The following is a 17623-nucleotide window of genomic DNA, read 5'->3' on the forward strand; positions in this document are numbered from 1 at the left end:
ACATGACCCGTACAGTCGTAGAATCAAAAACAAAAACCGCCGTCCTGGGCTTTGACGAACCGTTCTGCGTGATCGGTGAGCGGATCAACCCGACAGGCCGCAAGAAACTGGCGGCGGAACTGGAAGCAGGCGATTTTTCGACCGTCGAAAAGGACGCCCTCGCGCAGGTTGCGGCCGGTGCGACCGTTCTGGATATCAATGCGGGCGTTGTCTATAACTCGAACCCCAATCCGAACGAGACCGAGCCGCCGCTGATGCGCAAGATCGTCGAAATGGTGCAGGGGCTGGTCGAAGTGCCGCTGTGTATCGATTCATCGGTTCCGGGAGCTCTGGAAGCGGGTCTTGAGGCGGCAGAGGGCCGTCCGCTGCTGAACTCGGTCACCGGCGAAGAAGATCGTCTGGAACTGGTTCTGCCGCTGGTCAAGAAATACAACGTGCCGGTTGTGGCGATTTCCAACGACGATACCGGGATTTCGGAGGACCCCGATGTGCGGTTTGAAGTTGCCAAGAAGATCGTCCAGCGCGCCGCTGATTTCGGCATCCCGGCCCATGACATCGTGGTCGATCCGCTGGTGATGCCCATCGGCGCAATGGCAACTGCGGGTCAGCAGGTGTTCGCTCTGGTTCGTCGTTTGCGCGAAGAGCTGGGTGTGAACACCACGTGCGGGGCGTCCAACGTCTCGTTCGGTCTGCCGAACCGTCATGGCATCAACAACGCCTTCCTGCCGATGGCGATGGGCGCTGGCATGACCTCAGCGATCATGAACCCGGTGGCTCTGCCGGTTGGTCCCAAGAAACTGGCCGAGAAGAAGGCTGAGGTTGAAGCAAAGGGCATCATCCTGCCTGCGGACATGGATGATGAGACCTTCTGCCAACTGTTTGGCCTGGGTTCGACCCTGCCGCGCGCGGGCAAAGAGATGGAGGCCATCCGCGCCGCCAACCTGCTGACCAACAACGATCCGCATGGCGGGGCTTGGATCAAGTTCAACAAAGCCCCCAGCGAAGCCGGTGCCGAAGGGACTGGAGGTGGTCGTCGCGGTGGTGGCCGTCGTCGCCGCGCATAAACGTTATAAAACAACATTCTGGCCGGATCTTTTGATCCGGCCTTTTTTGTTTGGCAAATGTGTTTCGTCTGAATGATCCGGGCCGAAACGCCTTGAACCCGATCTTGAACCGGTGCTATTCAAGACGCAGCTGCGGGTATGGTGAAAAGGTATCACACGAGCTTCCCAAGCTCTTGTTACGGGTTCGATTCCCGTTACCCGCTCCAAAACTCCACATTCGGTCCGGCCTCAGATCGCGCGATCATGGTCAGGTACATCGTCTGAAACGACTATGACCGTCTGCGACGCCGACGGCCGGATCTATCTTCGTCGCCGCCACCGGTGTTGAACGAGGGCGAGGGCAGGGTCGTCACATTGGCCAATTCCGGGAAGGGATCCGTCTTATGGGGGATCGCGTTCGCTGCCACGAAATGATCCTGAAACTTGGGCTCGATGGCGGTTTCAACCTTGGTGATTTCGCGTACGACGCGCTCAATCTCACTCCGCGACCCGATGTTGCAAAGGGCGATCCGGGCGCCCGTACCGGCGGCGTTGCCCGCGCTTGAGACCTTGTTCAAGGGCGCATCGGGGATCATTCCCAGAACCATGGCATGTTTGGTCGAAATATGCGCGCCGAAGGCACCAGCAAGAACAATGCGGTCGACAGTATCCACGTTCATTTCGTCCATCAAAAGCCGCGCGCCTGCATAAAGCGCGGATTTCGCCAGTTGAATCGCGCGAATATCGCCCTGAGTGACTGTGATACGCGGGCCGCCTTCGGCGCTTGCGTCGTGGATCAGATAGGAATGGGTGCGCCCCTCGGGGACGTTGCGTGATGTGCCCGTTTGTTCTGCGGATCCGATCAGGCCGCTTTCATCCAGCAAGCCCGCCATACGCATTTCCGCCACAGCTTCAATAATGCCTGATCCACAGATACCACTGATGCCAGTGGTTGCGATGTCTTGATCAAAACCCTCTTCATCCGACCATTTCTCGGACCCAATGACGCGAAAACGGGGTTCTTTAGTGACAGGATCAATCTCGATCCGCTCAATCGCACCGGGGGCGGCACGCTGACCAGAACTAATCTGCGCGCCTTCAAAGGCCGGGCCGGTCGGTGAGGAGCACGCCAGAACCCGGCTGGTATTGCCCAGCAAAATCTCGGCATTGGTGCCGACATCTACGATCAGAACCAGATCTTCGGATTTGCCGGGCTCTTCCGACAAGGCAACCGCCGCACAATCCGCACCCACATGACCCGCAATGCAGGGCAGGATGTAGACCTGCGCACGTGGGTTCATGTTGGTCAGATCCATCTCGCGCGCGGGCAAAGACATGCTTTCGGACGTAGCCAAGGCAAAGGGCGCTTGGCCCAGCTCGACCGGATCCAGCCCAAGCAGCAGATGGTGCATGACCGGGTTACAGACGAACACTGTTTCGACAATCAGGTTGGCGTCAATCCCGGCCTCATCCGCGATGGATGTTGTCAGATCGTTTATCGCTTCGCGTACGGCTCGGGTCATCTCTTTGTCGCCGCCGGGGTTCATCATCGAATAGGATACGCGGCTCATCAGGTCTTCGCCAAAGCGGATTTGGGGGTTCATCAGTCCCGAAGATGCCTTGACCTCGCCTGTGTCCAGATCGGTCAGGTGAGCTGCAATCGTGGTAGAGCCGAGGTCGATGGCCAGACCGAAAAGTCCGTTCTCGTGCAATCCAGGCCAGATTTCCACGATCCGTGCGACCTCGTCCTTGTGGCCTTTATGCACCGCAACGGTGACCTCCCACTTACCCTTGCGCAATATGGGCTGCAGTTTGGACAACAAGGAAAGATCAGCCGTAACGGCCTCGACGTTCCATTGCTCGCGCAGAGCGCGTTCCAGACGTTCCAGATCGCCGGTTGGTGAATGCATGTCGGGTTCTTCTACCGCAACAAAATACAGCCGGGTGGCCGGATCCATTGTGATGGCGCGTGCTGTGGCGGCCTTGCGTACGACCTGACGGTGCACCTGGCTTTCTGGTGGCACGTCGATCACCACATCCCCCTGAACCGTGGCCTGACATCCAAGACGGCGGCCGGGTTTCAATCCGCGCTTGTCGTCATAGCGCTGTTCAACCGCGTTCCATTCGCTTAGTGCACCGTCGGCTACGGTCACGCCGTGCTTGGGAAACTCGCCATAGCTTGGTGTGATCTGGCATTTCGAACAAATCCCGCGTCCACCGCAAACGGAATCCAGATCCACACCCAGTTGCCGTGCCGCAGTCAGAACCGGAGTGCCTACGGGAAAGTGCCCGCGTTTGCCCGATGGGGTAAAGACAACAAGAGGGTCGGTGGTCATGATTGGCCTGCCTTTTATATTCGCGCCTATGTCGGGCAAGATATGGTTTTGTACGCAAAGGGAAAGGCCATTCAGCGGCACGTTTTGTGTGCGTTGCGTCGTTTTTTGCCGCAGCACCGACCAGCAGGTAAAAACTAGTTTATGTCGGGGGCTTTTCCTTAGATGCAATCCATGCAATAGGGTCACCGTCAAACGGGCTTTTGCATGGGGTTAACAGATGCAGATTCGTGAGGCACTCACCTTTGACGACGTTCTTCTGGTTCCGGGCGCATCTTCTGTGCTGCCGGCCACGGCGGATACGACCACGCGCGTGACGCGGGAAATCACCATGAACATCCCGCTGCTCAGCTCGGCGATGGACACGGTGACCGAGGCGCGCATGGCCATCGCCATGGCGCAGGCGGGCGGCATCGGCGTGGTGCACAAGAACCTGTCGATCGAAGAACAGGCCCGAGAGGTTCGGCGGGTCAAGAGATTTGAATCCGGTATTGTTTACAACCCGGTGACACTGCGGGTGGATCAGACGCTGGCGGACGCCAACGCGTTGGTGCAGCGTTATAACTTCACCGGCTTTCCCGTGGTGGACGAAGAAGGCCGCGTGGTCGGTATTCTGACCAACCGTGATATGCGTTTTGCGACCTCGGATGATACGCCGGTTCACGCGATGATGACCTCGGACAATCTGGCGATGCTTCAGGAACCCGCCGATCTGGAAGAGGCCAAAAGCCTGATGCGCGCGCGTCGGATCGAAAAGCTTCTGGTTGTGGACGGGGCGGGCAAGCTGACGGGTCTGCTGACTTTGAAAGATACCGAACAGGCGGTGCTGAACCCAACGGCCTGCAAGGATCGGCTGGGCCGGTTGCGAGTCGCGGCAGCGACGTCGGTTGGTGACTCTGGTTTCGAACGATCCGAACAACTGGTGGATTCCGGTGTCGACATTATCGTTGTAGACACCGCTCATGGGCATTCTCAAGGGGTGCTGGACGCGGTGAAGCGGGTCAAGACCCTGTCGAACGAGGTGCAGATCATTGCCGGTAACGTCGCCACTGGGGACGCAACCAAGGCGCTGATCGACGCAGGAGCGGATGCCATCAAGGTGGGGATCGGGCCGGGTTCGATCTGTACTACGCGGATGGTGGCCGGTGTGGGCGTGCCGCAGCTGACTGCGATCATGGATTGCGCCGCGGCCGCCGGCGATGTGCCGGTTATCGCGGATGGTGGTATCAAATTCTCGGGCGATTTTGCCAAAGCGATTGCGGCGGGTGCGTCCTGTGCCATGGTTGGCTCAATGATCGCCGGAACAGATGAAAGTCCGGGCGAAGTGATCCTGTATCAGGGCCGATCGTTCAAATCTTATCGCGGCATGGGCAGTCTAGGCGCGATGGCACGTGGCTCTGCGGATCGCTATTTCCAGAAGGATGCCGCCAGCGACAAGCTGGTGCCCGAAGGGATCGAAGGGCAGGTGCCTTACAAGGGCTCGGCCAGCGCGGTTGTGCATCAGCTGGTCGGCGGCCTGCGCGCAGCCATGGGCTATACCGGCTGCGCCACGGTCGAAGAGATGCGAAAGAACTGCAACTTCGTCAGAATCACAGGGGCTGGCCTGAAGGAGAGCCATGTGCATGACGTGCAAATCACACGCGAAAGCCCGAATTATCGAGTGATGTAAATTGCCGGAACCTGAACTGCGGCGCCCCGGTGAGGGCGCCGCTTTGCGTTTTTGCCCTGCACCATATCGGAGAATGAAATGACCCCCGCCGCACGTGTTCAGGCCTCCATCGAAATTCTTGATCAGATTCTTTCGGGTGCCCCTGTCGAAAAGGCCCTGACCGGTTGGGCGCGGCGCAGCCGTTTCGCCGGTTCCAAAGACAGGGCTGCTATTCGCGACCACGTGTTTGGTGCTTTGCGGTGCAAAAGGTCATTTGCGGCGGCAGGTGGGGTGGAAACCGGTCGGGGGTTGATGATCGGCGCGATGCGCATGCAAGAAGTCGATCTGGATCAGATATTCAATGGCGAAGGGTACGCACCAGCCAGTTTGGATGAACACGAACAGGCTAAACCATGTGAATCCGACGCCCAGAAATACGACATACCGGAATGGCTTTGGCCAACCTTTCAAGAGTCTTTGGGTGATTTGACTCTTTCAGTGGCCGAGGCATTGCGCGCTCGGGCCCCGGTTCATTTGCGGGTCAATCTGATTAAGTCGAGTGTCGATCAGGCGGTCACGGTCTTGCTGGCGGACGGCATCCAAGCGAGGCCACATCCCGCTTGTTCGACCGCACTCGAAGTTGTCGAGGGCGAGCGGAAAATCTCGGGAAGCCGCGCCTATACTGATGGGTTGGTCGAACTGCAGGATGCGGCGAGCCAGGCCGTAGTTGAATCATTGGACCTAAACCCCGGAATGCGGGTTCTGGACTATTGTTCCGGTGGTGGCGGCAAAGCCTTGGCCTTGGCCGCGCATCACGGTGTAGATGTGTTCGCGCATGACGTTAATGCGGCGCGAATGCGTGATTTGCCCGCCCGAGCCGAAAGAGCGGGTGCACAGATAACGCTCCTGACCAATGACGAGATCTCTGCGCAGGCACCATTCGACATTGTGCTGACGGATGCCCCCTGTTCAGGCAGCGGATCCTGGCGTCGCGCCCCGGCGGGAAAATGGTCTCTTACACAAGATGGACTGAACCGGCTTACGGAAACGCAGCGGACGATCCTTGATGATGTCGCGCCTTTGGTGGGGCCAGCGGGTGTTCTTGCATATGCAACATGTTCCATGCTCGAGGTCGAAAACGGTGCAGTGGTCGATGCGTTCGTGGCGGCGCACTCCGAATGGACCGAGAAGTTTCGCAAAACGTGGTATGTATCACACGGTACTGACGGGTTTTTCACGTCACACTTGACGCGGTAGTCGGCGGATAAATAGCAACCTAAAGGAGAATTGCTCACTTTGTTAGTTAAGTGGGCGTTAACCCTTTTGCGCTGGGTTACACCTAGCCCGGCAAGTTGAGTATTTAATGTCCGATACCGCAGATTTCTATTCTGACCCAAAGTTACGAAATACACCAAGTGGTTTGCGTCTAGCACCATTGGTTGCGCTAGGGGTGTTGCTCTCACTGCTGCCGCTGGCAGGAATCATTCCCCAAGCCTGGAATCTCGGCCTTGCGGTGGCAGGTGTGTCTTTGCTTGCTGCATCACTGTTGGTCGTGGTGAGGGCGCTGATTTCCGACGACTCGGTACGTCGAGAGCTTAGGGTTATGGAGGTTTTTGCCGAAGAAGAGCTGTACCCTTGCGCGATTGCCAATGCACAGGGTGATGTTCTGATTTGCAATTCTCATGCCCGGGCTCAGCTTCATGTTTTTCCCGGCAATCGGCTGGATGAAGGTCTAAAGTCTATTTTTGCCAATCCGTCGGCAATTCTGCTGCGCCTGCAGTCTTTGGCCGAGATCCATGGCCGTGCAAGAGAAGACGTTGTCACTTTAGAGACAACCGTACCGATTTCTGTTCTCGGTGTTGGGAATAACTTTTTCTTTTGGCGGTTTCATCTGGATGGAACAGGTCAGTGGGATGCTGTGCCTGTACCCATTTTGACCGAAGGAAGAAACGGAGCATTGCTGCGGATCAACGGGGCGGCGGAACAAATCCTGGGACAACGACCCGACAACCTTGCACAGGTTCTGACTGGCGCGCAGCCCGAATTGGGTGAGGTTGTGCAGGTACAGACGGCACAGGGGCCAATTCCGGCTACGATGGCCGAACTGTCTCGGTCAGGAACCACGCGCGATCTGCTTATTCTACCGCTTGTTCGTGCACAGGAAAGTGGAATTGGCGCGTCATTTGTGGATCTTCCGGTCCCGGTAATGACCCTGTCTCCCGACGGGAGCATCCTCGAGGCCAACAGGCTGGCAACGCGTCTTGTCGGAAACATAGAGCCCGGAGAATCCAATGTTGTGCATATCATGCATGGTCTGGGGTATCCGGTTCTGGATTGGCTGACGCAGGCTTCAAATGAGGGCGCCGTTCCACGATCTGAATTCCTGAGACTGACACGGGAAGACCGCGAGATATTCGTACAGGTCACATTGAAACGTGTGCTGAGCGAGGGAGAAGTCAGACTGATTGCGGTTCTGAATGATGCTACCGAACTCAAGACTTTAGAGGCGCAATTTGTGCAGGGACAAAAAATGCAGGCCGTTGGCCAACTGGCTGGGGGTGTGGCGCATGATTTCAACAATTTACTAACGGCTATTTCCGGACATTGCGATCTTCTGCTTTTGCGGCACGACCAGAATGACCCTGACTACGGGGATCTTGTACAAATCAATCAGAACGCAAACCGTGCTGCAGCTTTGGTGAGCCAACTGCTGGCCTTTTCGCGCAAACAGACTTTGCAGCCGGAAATTCTGGATCTCAGAGATACGATCTCAGACCTTATTCATCTGCTAAATCGTCTGGTCGGAGAAAAGATTAAGCTGACACTCAGCCACGATCCCGTTCTGAAAGCGGTTCGTGCGGATAAACGCCAGCTAGAGCAGGTGTTGATGAACCTTGTCGTAAATGCCCGCGATGCAATGCCTGAAGGCGGTGAGGTAAGGATCGAAACCGAAGTGGTCGTGCTGACAGAACGCTTCACAAGGGATCGCGCTACGGTACAACCTGGTGAATACGTCACCGTCAAAGTCATTGATAGCGGTACGGGGATTGCCCCCGATAAGCTACAGAAAGTGTTCGAGCCTTTCTTTACAACCAAACGCACGGGTGAAGGGACAGGTTTGGGCCTGTCGACTGTCTACGGAATTGTAAAGCAAACCGGCGGTTTTATTTTTGTCGACAGCATTCAGGGGAGAGGGACCGAGTTTATTGTGTACCTGCCGGTTTCAACCGCCCCCAAAAAAACCGAGGCAGCACCTGCGCAATCCCCTGAGAATCCAACGGTTCGCCAGGGTGAGGGTGTCGTGCTGCTGGTCGAAGACGAAGCCCCGGTTCGGGCCTTTGCTACCCGCGCACTGAGGTTGAAAGGCTACACTGTGCTCGAGGCCGATTCGGGAGAAGAGGCTCTGAGGCTTCTCGAAGATGGCACATTGAATGTTGACGCATTCGTCACCGATGTGGTCATGCCCGGATTGGATGGTCCGACCTGGGTTCGTATGGCTAAGCAGAACAGGCCAGATGTCCGGGTCATATTCATGTCTGGATACACAGAGGGTGCGTTTGGCGATTCCGGACCAGAGATTTCCGATTCAACTTTCCTGCCCAAACCATTTTCACTAAACCAACTGACCGAAGCTGTTTTTCAGCAGATCAATTAGGGTTTCAAAGTGCCGAGGCGTGGCAATCGAATTCCGCGGAGTGTGTGTTGCGGAACTTGGTCAATGTCTCTGCGCCCAGTGTTAGGTCTCGTGTGGGTGACACGTTTTCGCGTTGCAGCCGGATATCCATATTCAAGCGGTTTTGCAGGAAATCGAGAATTTTGTCCTGGTTTTCATATTTGAAGACATGGGTGGCGCCACGCCCGTTGTTGCGGGTGCGAAAAAATTGGCTCTGACTGCCGACATCGGCAAATTCAGGTCGGGGTGTGCGCATATAGGCCTGGATGAAATCATCAAAGCTCAGGTCATGTGTTGAATGCGGGTGGTCAAGACGCTCTTGGCGGCCGCGAAACCTGTACCAACTGCCCAGCCAATCGACCGGTTCACGAACAACCGCCATGATTTCCATCTCAGTATCGTACATTTTACGGAAAATGTTCTGGAAAAACCGATCATACCGGCGGACAGGTGCGTGTTTCAGATCTGGCGGATCGGTGACAACCAGATCGGCACGGTCCCGCAAAGCCGTATGATAAGCGGTGCTGCCGGTTTTTGGGACAGCCAGAAACGCAAGGCGTTCTTTATAAAAAACAAGCATTTATTCGTCCATCGGCAGTAATTATCTCCAGCTCAGATTGGCGTAAACGACTCCTTAATACAATTACAGAACAGTAAGTAATGTAAGTTTTAGTTGAAATGTTCTCTTTTTGGTCCCATAAGGAACAAGAGGCGAACAAAGCAGCGATTGCCGCCCGTTCAAGGGTGTGACAAAAGGGAAGGCGACAGGACAATGGCGGATCTTCTGACGATGAGCGACAAGAAAAACGCAGATAAGCAAAAGGCGCTCGACAGCGCGCTGGCACAGATCGAACGGCAGTTCGGCAAAGGCTCGATCATGAAGCTGGGCGAGGATTCCAAGCAGGACATCGACGCCAGTTCGACCGGATCGCTGGGTCTGGATATCGCACTGGGAATTGGCGGCCTGCCGATGGGCCGGATCGTTGAAATCTATGGCCCGGAAAGTTCGGGCAAAACTACGCTGACACTGCACTGCATCGCAGAACAGCAGAAACATGGCGGTGTATGCGCATTTGTCGATGCGGAACATGCGTTGGACCCGCAATATGCGCGCAAACTGGGCGTCGATTTGGACGAGTTGCTGATTTCGCAACCCGACACCGGCGAACAGGCGCTTGAGATTACCGATACGCTGGTCCGTTCGGGCGCGGTTAACATGGTCGTGGTTGACTCGGTCGCGGCGCTGACGCCGAAATCTGAACTCGAAGGCGATATGGGCGACAGCAGCGTTGGTGTGCAGGCCCGGCTGATGAGCCAGGCAATGCGTAAACTGACGGGTTCGATCAGCCGCTCGAACTGTATGGTGATCTTCATCAATCAAATCCGGATGAAAATCGGCGTGATGTTCGGCAGCCCGGAAACCACCACCGGTGGTAACGCCCTGAAATTCTACAGCTCGGTCCGTTTGGATATTCGTCGGATCGGTGCGATCAAGGACCGGGATGAGGTTGTTGGCAACCAGACCCGTGTGAAGGTCGTTAAAAACAAAGTGGCACCGCCCTTCAAGCAAGTTGAATTCGACATCATGTATGGCGAAGGCATCAGTAAAATGGGCGAGCTGCTGGATCTGGGCGTCAAGGCCGGTGTGGTCGAGAAGTCGGGCTCATGGTTCAGCTATGGTGATGAGCGGATCGGGCAGGGGCGTGAGAATGCCAAGCAGTATCTGCGCGACAACAACCGCATCGCGTTTGAGATCGAGGACAAGATTCGCGCGGCACATGGGCTGGAATTCGATGTGCCGCCCGGCGCGGAAGAGGATGATATCCTCGAGGCATAAGTGGTTCGGGAAGAAAGCGATTTTCGCTGCTCTTTCCTAAGAACGAACCATATTCCGAACAAGGCGGTCCGTCGGGGCCGCCTTGTTCCGTTCTGCGACGCTCGCCTGTGGACTATCCCGGGGGAGGCGGATAAACCCTTTTTGAAACAAACTGATCGCGCGCCGAGAGAGCCCTATGTCAACGTTGAACGAAATCCGATCGACCTTTTTGAACTACTTTGCCAAACAGGGGCACGAAGTAGTGGCATCCAGTCCCCTGGTGCCACGCAACGACCCGACATTGATGTTCGTCAACTCGGGTATGGTGCAGTTCAAAAACCTGTTCACCGGGGTCGAAACCCGTGACTATCAGCGCGCGACGACAGCACAGAAATGTGTTCGGGCCGGTGGCAAGCACAACGACTTGGACAATGTCGGCTATACTGCGCGTCACCACACATTCTTTGAGATGTTGGGCAATTTTTCGTTCGGCGATTACTTCAAGCCCGAAGCAATTCCATTCGCATGGGAATTGATCACCAAAGAATTCGGGGTCGATAAAAACCGCCTTCTGACAACGGTTTACCACACCGATGACGAAGCGTTCGAGATGTGGAAGAAGGTGGGCGTTCCCGAAGATCGGATCATCCGTATCGCAACCAGTGACAATTTCTGGCAGATGGGTCCGACCGGCCCGTGCGGTCCCTGCACCGAGATTTTCTACGACCACGGGGATCATATCTGGGGCGGCCCTCCGGGTTCACCTGAGGAAGACGGTGATCGGTTCATCGAGATCTGGAACATCGTTTTCATGCAGAACGAACAGTTCGAAGACGGCTCGATGGTCGAGCTCGACATGCAGTCAATCGACACCGGGATGGGGCTGGAGCGGATTGGTGCCCTGTTGCAAGGAAGCCATGACAATTACGACACCGATCTGTTCAAGACCCTAATCGAGGCCTCGGCGAGTGCCACCAATGTCGATCCTTATGGGGATCAGAACGTACATCACCGCGTGATTGCGGATCACCTGCGGTCGACCTCGTTCCTGATTGCAGACGGGGTAATGCCCAGCAATGACGGGCGCGGCTATGTGCTGCGGCGGATCATGCGTCGTGCGATGCGGCATGCACATCTGTTGGGTGCGAAGGATCCGGTGATGTATCAGCTGGTACCGACATTGGTCCAACTGATGGGTGCCCAGTACACCGAACTTGGCCAGGCTCAGTCGCTGATCGAAGAGACGCTGTTGCTGGAAGAAACCCGCTTTAAGCAAACATTGGATCGCGGCCTGAAGTTGTTGGATGACGAGGTCTCTGACCTGCCAGAGGGTGCGGCACTGTCTGGAGAAGCCGCTTTCAAGCTGTATGATACATATGGTTTTCCGCTTGATCTGACGCAGGATGCACTGCGTGAAAAGGGCCGGACGGTTGATACCGACGGGTTTGATACGGCGATGGCCGAGCAAAAGGCCAAGGCACGCGCTGCCTGGGCTGGATCGGGGGAAGCAGCGGATCAAGCCGTTTGGTTTGACGTTCTGGATATTGCGGGCGCTACGGATTTTCTTGGATACGATACAGAAAAGGCTGAAGGACAGGTCGCGGCAATGGTCGTGGATGGCGCTTTGGTCGACAAGATCGAGACAGGTTGTTCCGGCTGGGTCGTTGTGAACCAAACCCCGTTTTATGGTGAATCCGGTGGTCAGATAGGCGACACCGGCGAAATTCGTCGTCTGGAAGAGCGTGATGATGTCGCGCGGGTCGAGGACACCCGGAAATTTGCGGATGGCAAAATCTATGCGCATCGGGTCAGGGTCGATCACGGAACCTTGTCCAAGGGAGACGCAGTTGAGCTTGAGGTAGACCATGTTCGCCGCACCGCCATCCGGGCCAACCATTCGGCCACACATTTGCTGCACGAAGCATTGCGGGAAACATTGGGTGACCACGTTGCGCAGCGTGGTTCTTTGAATGCGGCTGACCGGCTGCGGTTCGACTTTAGCCACGCGAAGGCGATGAGCCCCGAGGAAATTCGGCAAGTTGAACGCTCGGTCAACGCTTTCATCCGCCAGAACTCGACCGTCGAGACCCGGATCATGACACCGGATGATGCCCGGGAACTGGGTGCGCAGGCCCTTTTCGGTGAGAAATATGGCGACGAAGTTCGCGTGGTTTCGATGGGCAAAGCGCCAACCGGCAAAGGCCAGGATGGTGAGACCTGGTCGATCGAACTGTGTGGTGGAACGCATGTTCGCCAGACCGGTGATATTGGCGCGCTTGTTGTATTGGGGGATAGCGCCAGCAGTGCCGGTGTCCGGCGGATCGAAGCGCTTACCGGTGACGAAGCCATGGTTTACCTGACCGACCAGGACCAACGTTTGGGGCAGATCGCATCTGAACTGAAAGCGCAACCGGATGACGTTGTATCTCGTGTCAAAGCTCTGTTGGATGAACGTAAATCCCTTCAAAATGAAGTTGCACAGCTGCGCCGCGATCTCGCGATGGCTAGTGGTTCGGGGCAGGGCGGTAGCGCTGAGGCCAAAACGGTAAACGGTATCTCGTTCTTGGCTCAGTCCCTTACTGGCGTATCTGGCAAGGACTTACCCGCGCTGATCGACGAACACAAAAGCCGACTTGGATCGGGTGCTGTGTTGCTGATAGCGGATACGGGCGGCAAAGCAGCCGTCGCGGCCGGTGTCACAGCTGATCTGACGGATGCAATCTCGGCCGTGGATCTGGTTCGGGCGGCGGTTGCTGAACTTGGTGGAAAAGGTGGCGGTGGACGCCCTGACATGGCGCAGGGTGGTGGCAAGGACGCTTCGAATGCTGATGCCGCGATCAAGGCTGCAGAGAATATTCTTGGAGGTTAACAAAATGTCCGCACTTTGGATTGCACATGTCAGTGTTACTGACGCCGAATCCTATGGAAAATATGCCGAGCTCGCCGGGCCAGCGATTGCCAAACACGGTGGTGCGTTTATCGCGCGTGCTGCGCGATACGTGCAGTTGGAAGGCAAAGAACGGCCGCGCAACGTTGTCGCCAAATTCCCCTCATTGGAAGCCGCTGTAGAGTGTTATAATTCGGTGGAATATCAGCAAGCACTGGATCACGCGCGTGGTGCAAGTGAGCGGGAATTGGTGGTCGTAGAGATCACAGATTAGAATCACCCCGTGCGATCAGGGATTTAATACCCCTGTCAGCTCATTCATTGGGCGGTTTTCAGCCAAAATATAGCCGCCCAATTATGACGTTGCGGCAAGCGTCGACCTGAAGTCCCATAAATATTTTATTTACAAGTAGTTAGCGGGTCTTGATGTCGGGCCTGCCAAGGGGTTCGTGTTTCGAATGTGGCGAGCAGCGCCAGATTCTTACCCAAAAATGCCATTTTCAATGACGGAATTCCGCCTCTTTTAGTTGCAAGATTTGAGACAGATTGCACAATTAGGCGTGTTTACCGATAGTTTCGGAAAACGGAATATGGTCCTGTTTTGCGGCAATCGCAGGGAAAACACGGATCGAGGGACAGGCATGGCGACCATGGGTACGGAATTTAGGGCCGTTAATGCGCGGATCTGGACTGGTTTTGGTAGAACTTTAGGAATCCTCGCATTGGCGTTGGGGTCTTCGGTTGTGGCACCAGATGCGCAAGCGCGGGAAGGCAACTTCATCCGCACAGTCGCATCTTCGCCCCCGCCGTCTGGAGCGCGGCAACTGTGCCGTCAATACTCTTGGGCATGTTCCAGCAAGGCTTCGAATTCAATGTCGAGCCAGCAAGAGATGCAGATCATCAAAAAGGTCAACCGGCAGGTAAACGCAACCACCCGCTCGGTTACTGATCAGGCCCAATATAGAACTCGGGAACGTTGGGCACTGCCGACTTCGCGCGGTGGGGATTGCGAAGACTTTGCTCTGTTGAAGAAAAGGGATCTTATCCGTGCGGGCGTCGATCCGAACAAACTTTTGATCGCGACTGTACTGGATACGCAGCGAAATTCTCATGCGGTTTTGGTTTATCGCTCGGTCAATGGCGATCTGGTTCTGGATAACGTAACCAACCGCATCAAACCCTGGTCGGCGACACGATATCTGTTTCTGCGGATGCAGGACCCTCGGCGGCCCAGTAAATGGGTCGGGGTCTTCGGCAGAAGCTGAGGAAAGCTAATCTTAGCTGGTTAGAATGCAAAAATGGCGAAGCAGCAGCTTCGCCATTTTCTGTAGTACTAAATTAGCTTACTTAGGGTTGCCCGGATTGTTGGTACCGTTCGGGTTCTGAGATTGGCCGCCTGGATTGGTTCCGTCGCTATGGCCAGAACGGTTGCCCTTGGGTCCACCGTCACCACCTTCGCCGCCGTCACCACCTTCGCCGCCGTCGCCGCCGTCACCACCTTCGCCGCCGTCGCCGCCGTCACCACCTTCGCCGCCGTCACCACCTTCGCCACCTTCGCCGCCGTCACCACCGTCGCCGCCGTCACCACCGTCGCCGCCGTCACCACCGTCGCCGCCGTCACCACCGTCGCCGCCATCACCACCGTCGCCGCCGTCACCACCGTCGCCGTCATCACCATCGTCGCCGTCGTCACCATCGCCGCCGCCGCCGCCGGTACCACCGCCGCCGCCGCCGGTACCACCGCCGCCGCCGCCACCGCCGCCGCCGGAACCACCACCGCCATTTTCATCAGCAGGGCCGTCTCCTGATCGTTGCTCATTTCCGAGAATAGATGCGGTTGGAAAGTCAGTTAGAACTGCTGCAAAAGCTGGGCAACTCTCCAATGTACGGGACAAGATGTCCTCGAAATCTGAGCGTCGCTGCAAATAGCGAAGCATCCGGGCGTCTACAACAGAACATGCACAAAGCGTTTCAGTCGATACCGACTGTTTGGCTGTTCGTATTGTACACATGTCTGAAGCTGAAGCGGATACAGCTGAAATAACTGGGAATGTTGCTGAAACAAATACTATTGAAAGTAAGCGAGACTTAATGCGCATGGCGCTACTCCTTGATACTCATTACTCAAAACTTGGCAGGCAAACAGGTGCCATACTTTGGACACAAATACATCCCTTTTGAGCCAGAATTACAAGTTTCCTAAAATTGTGAATGTTAAAAGTGAAACAACTTAAAGAAGAAAGTGTAGGTAAAACAAAAAGAAGGCCCGCTTTGAGAGCGAGCCTTCCAGGATGGGCCTTAATACGCGTGTGCGCAAATATGTCACGATTGTGTTATTGTTTCCAATCTGTGAACTGCATCACTGCAATGATCAGGCAGATCTTGCCATACGCTTGCGCTCGTGCGGATCCAGAAAGCGTTTGCGCAGACGGATTGCGTTCGGGGTCACTTCGACAAGTTCGTCATCGTCGATATAGGCGATCGCCTCTTCCAACGAGAACTGAATATGGGGTGTCAGGCGCACAGCGTCATCCGATCCGCTGGCCCGGACGTTGGTCAGTTTTTTCCCCTTCAGCGGGTTAACCTCAAGATCGTTGTCGCGCGAATGCTCGCCGATTACCATGCCCTGATATACATCGGTCTGAGGGCCAACAAACATGCGGCCACGCTCTTCGAGGTTCCAAAGGGCATATGCAACTGCCTGTCCGTTCTCCATCGAGATCAGAACGCCTGCGCGGCGGCCCGGAATTTGTCCTTTATGCGGTGCCCAGTCGTGGAACACACGGTTCAAAACGCCAGTACCGCGTGTATCTGTCAGGAATTCACCGTGATAACCGATCAACCCGCGTGACGGCACATGGGCGATGATGCGGGTTTTGCCTGTACCAGCAGGCCGCATCTCGGCCAGTTCACCTTTGCGGACACCTGTTATCTTTTCAATGACCGAGCCGGAATACTCGTCGTCCACGTCAATGGTGACTTCTTCGATGGGCTCCAGGCGCTGTCCGTCTTCTTCGCGGAACAGGACCTGTGGGCGAGAGATGCTCAGCTCGAACCCTTCGCGGCGCATGTTTTCGATCAGAACACCCATCTGCAATTCGCCGCGTCCCGCAACTTCGAAGGCCTCACCGCCCGGAGTGTCGGTAATGCGAATGGCGACGTTTGATTCTGCTTCTTTCATCAAACGGTCGCGAATGACACGGGACTGAACCTTTTTACCGTCTCGGCCGGCAAGGGGCGAATCGTTGATACCAAAGGTCACTGTGATTGTCGGCGGGTCGATCGGCTGCGCAGGCAGAGCGTCTTCGACCTGTGGGGCAACAAGCGAGTCTGCCACGGTCGCTTTGCTCATACCTGCGATGGTAACGATATCGCCCGCCTCGGCCACATCAATGGGTTGCTGCCCCAAACCGCGGAAAGCCAGGATTTTTGAGGCGCGGAAGTTCTCGATAAGTGTTCCATCCCGGCTGAGCGCCTTGAGGGTGTCACCTGCCTTGAGCGTACCACTTTCGACACGGCCAGTCAGAATGCGACCGATGAACGGGTCGCTGCCCAGTGTCGTGGCAAGCATCCGGAAGGGTTCGTCCTTGCGTTCGATCTGTTTGGGAGCAGGGACGTGGTCAACGATCAGGTCGAACAGTGCTGACAGATCCTTGCGGGGTCCTTCCAGCTCCATATCTGCCCAGCCCGACCGGCCTGAGGCGTACATTGAAGGGAAATCAAGCTGATCGTCATCCGCACCAAGGTTTGCGAACAGATCAAAGCATTCGTCCAGCGCGCGGTCTGGTTCGGCGTCGGGCTTGTCGACTTTGTTCAGCACCACAATCGGACGCAGACCCAGCGCCAGCGCCTTGGAGGTCACGAATTTGGTCTGCGGCATCGGACCTTCGGCAGCATCGACCAGCAGGACAACGCCGTCGACCATGCTGAGGATGCGTTCAACCTCGCCGCCGAAATCGGCGTGGCCCGGCGTGTCGACGATATTGATCCGCGTGCCTTTCCACTCCACCGAAGTAGCCTTTGCAAGGATGGTGATACCACGCTCACGCTCGAGGTCATTGCTGTCCATGGCGCGTTCTGCGACAGCCTGATTTTCCCGGAACGCACCGGATTGTTTTAGCAGCTCATCGACCAGCGTTGTTTTGCCGTGGTCCACGTGAGCGATGATTGCGATATTGCGCAGGTCCATGAGAGGTCAGCCTTTGAACGGGAAGTTGACGCGC

At 56.1% G+C, this 17623-nt stretch carries 13 protein-coding genes and 1 tRNA gene; 11 read left to right on the forward strand and 3 right to left on the reverse strand.

The window, feature by feature from the left end; all coding sequences use genetic code 11:
• The first annotated feature begins 2 nt into the window (after positions 1-2).
• A complete protein-coding gene (locus tag AC2FJW_RS00330) occupies positions 3-1064 on the forward strand; it encodes a methyltetrahydrofolate cobalamin methyltransferase (RefSeq protein ID WP_496695521.1) in 1062 nt (353 codons plus the stop codon).
• 132 nt (positions 1065-1196) lie between these two features.
• Positions 1197-1270: transfer RNA gene (locus AC2FJW_RS00335), tRNA-Gly, on the forward strand.
• A 63-nt stretch (positions 1271-1333) separates the two neighbouring features.
• On the opposite strand, the gene AC2FJW_RS00340 is transcribed toward AC2FJW_RS00335, so the two are convergent.
• Positions 1334-3379 (reverse strand): ASKHA domain-containing protein, encoded by a 2046-nt coding sequence (locus tag AC2FJW_RS00340; RefSeq protein ID WP_496748910.1) that lies wholly within the window; start codon positions 3377-3379, stop codon positions 1334-1336.
• A 217-nt stretch (positions 3380-3596) separates the two neighbouring features.
• Here AC2FJW_RS00340 and guaB point away from each other — a divergent pair, with 217 nt between their 5' ends.
• From guaB to AC2FJW_RS00355, 3 genes are all read left to right on the forward strand, one after another.
• Positions 3597-5045, forward strand: a complete 1449-nt coding sequence (gene guaB, locus AC2FJW_RS00345) for an IMP dehydrogenase (RefSeq protein WP_281972072.1) — start codon at positions 3597-3599, stop codon at positions 5043-5045.
• A gap of 78 nt (positions 5046-5123) precedes the next feature.
• Complete coding sequence (locus tag AC2FJW_RS00350; RefSeq protein ID WP_496748912.1) at positions 5124-6281, forward strand: RsmB/NOP family class I SAM-dependent RNA methyltransferase; 1158 nt, start codon at positions 5124-5126, stop codon at positions 6279-6281.
• Positions 6282-6387: 106 nt separating this feature from the next.
• Positions 6388-8679, forward strand: coding sequence for a hybrid sensor histidine kinase/response regulator (locus AC2FJW_RS00355; protein WP_496748914.1), 2292 nt, complete (start codon positions 6388-6390; stop codon positions 8677-8679).
• Positions 8680-8683: 4 nt separating this feature from the next.
• On the opposite strand, the gene AC2FJW_RS00360 is transcribed toward AC2FJW_RS00355, so the two are convergent.
• Positions 8684-9277 carry a sulfotransferase family 2 domain-containing protein gene (locus AC2FJW_RS00360; RefSeq protein WP_496748916.1) on the reverse strand — a complete coding sequence of 198 codons (594 nt, stop codon included), beginning with the start codon at positions 9275-9277 and terminating at the stop codon, positions 8684-8686.
• A gap of 192 nt (positions 9278-9469) precedes the next feature.
• Here AC2FJW_RS00360 and recA point away from each other — a divergent pair, with 192 nt between their 5' ends.
• The 6 genes from recA (at position 9470) to AC2FJW_RS00390 (ending at position 15581) form a co-directional block, all read left to right on the forward strand.
• Positions 9470-10534, forward strand: coding sequence for a recombinase RecA (gene recA, locus AC2FJW_RS00365; RefSeq protein WP_142633714.1), 1065 nt, complete (start codon positions 9470-9472; stop codon positions 10532-10534).
• A gap of 175 nt (positions 10535-10709) precedes the next feature.
• On the forward strand, positions 10710-13382 hold the full coding sequence (gene alaS / locus AC2FJW_RS00370) for an alanine--tRNA ligase (protein WP_496748918.1): 2673 nt from the start codon (positions 10710-10712) through the stop codon (positions 13380-13382).
• A 4-nt stretch (positions 13383-13386) separates the two neighbouring features.
• Positions 13387-13674 carry a DUF1330 domain-containing protein gene (locus AC2FJW_RS00375; protein WP_142633718.1) on the forward strand — a complete coding sequence of 96 codons (288 nt, stop codon included), beginning with the start codon at positions 13387-13389 and terminating at the stop codon, positions 13672-13674.
• 376 nt (positions 13675-14050) lie between these two features.
• On the forward strand, positions 14051-14665 hold the full coding sequence (locus AC2FJW_RS00380; RefSeq protein ID WP_496704921.1) for a transglutaminase-like cysteine peptidase: 615 nt from the start codon (positions 14051-14053) through the stop codon (positions 14663-14665).
• Between the two features lie 150 nt (positions 14666-14815).
• Positions 14816-15208, forward strand: a complete 393-nt coding sequence (locus AC2FJW_RS00385; RefSeq protein WP_496748920.1) for a hypothetical protein — start codon at positions 14816-14818, stop codon at positions 15206-15208.
• A 202-nt stretch (positions 15209-15410) separates the two neighbouring features.
• Positions 15411-15581, forward strand: coding sequence for a hypothetical protein (locus tag AC2FJW_RS00390; protein WP_185956608.1), 171 nt, complete (start codon positions 15411-15413; stop codon positions 15579-15581).
• Between the two features lie 190 nt (positions 15582-15771).
• Here the strand turns inward: AC2FJW_RS00390 and typA are convergent, their stop codons facing one another.
• The gene (gene typA / locus AC2FJW_RS00395) at positions 15772-17589 is read right to left on the reverse strand and encodes a translational GTPase TypA (RefSeq protein ID WP_271947178.1); all 1818 of its coding nucleotides are present in this window, start codon (positions 17587-17589) and stop codon (positions 15772-15774) included.
• Positions 17590-17623: the final 34 nt, after the last annotated feature.

The organism is Ruegeria sp. CDSA020, assembly GCF_059612345.1.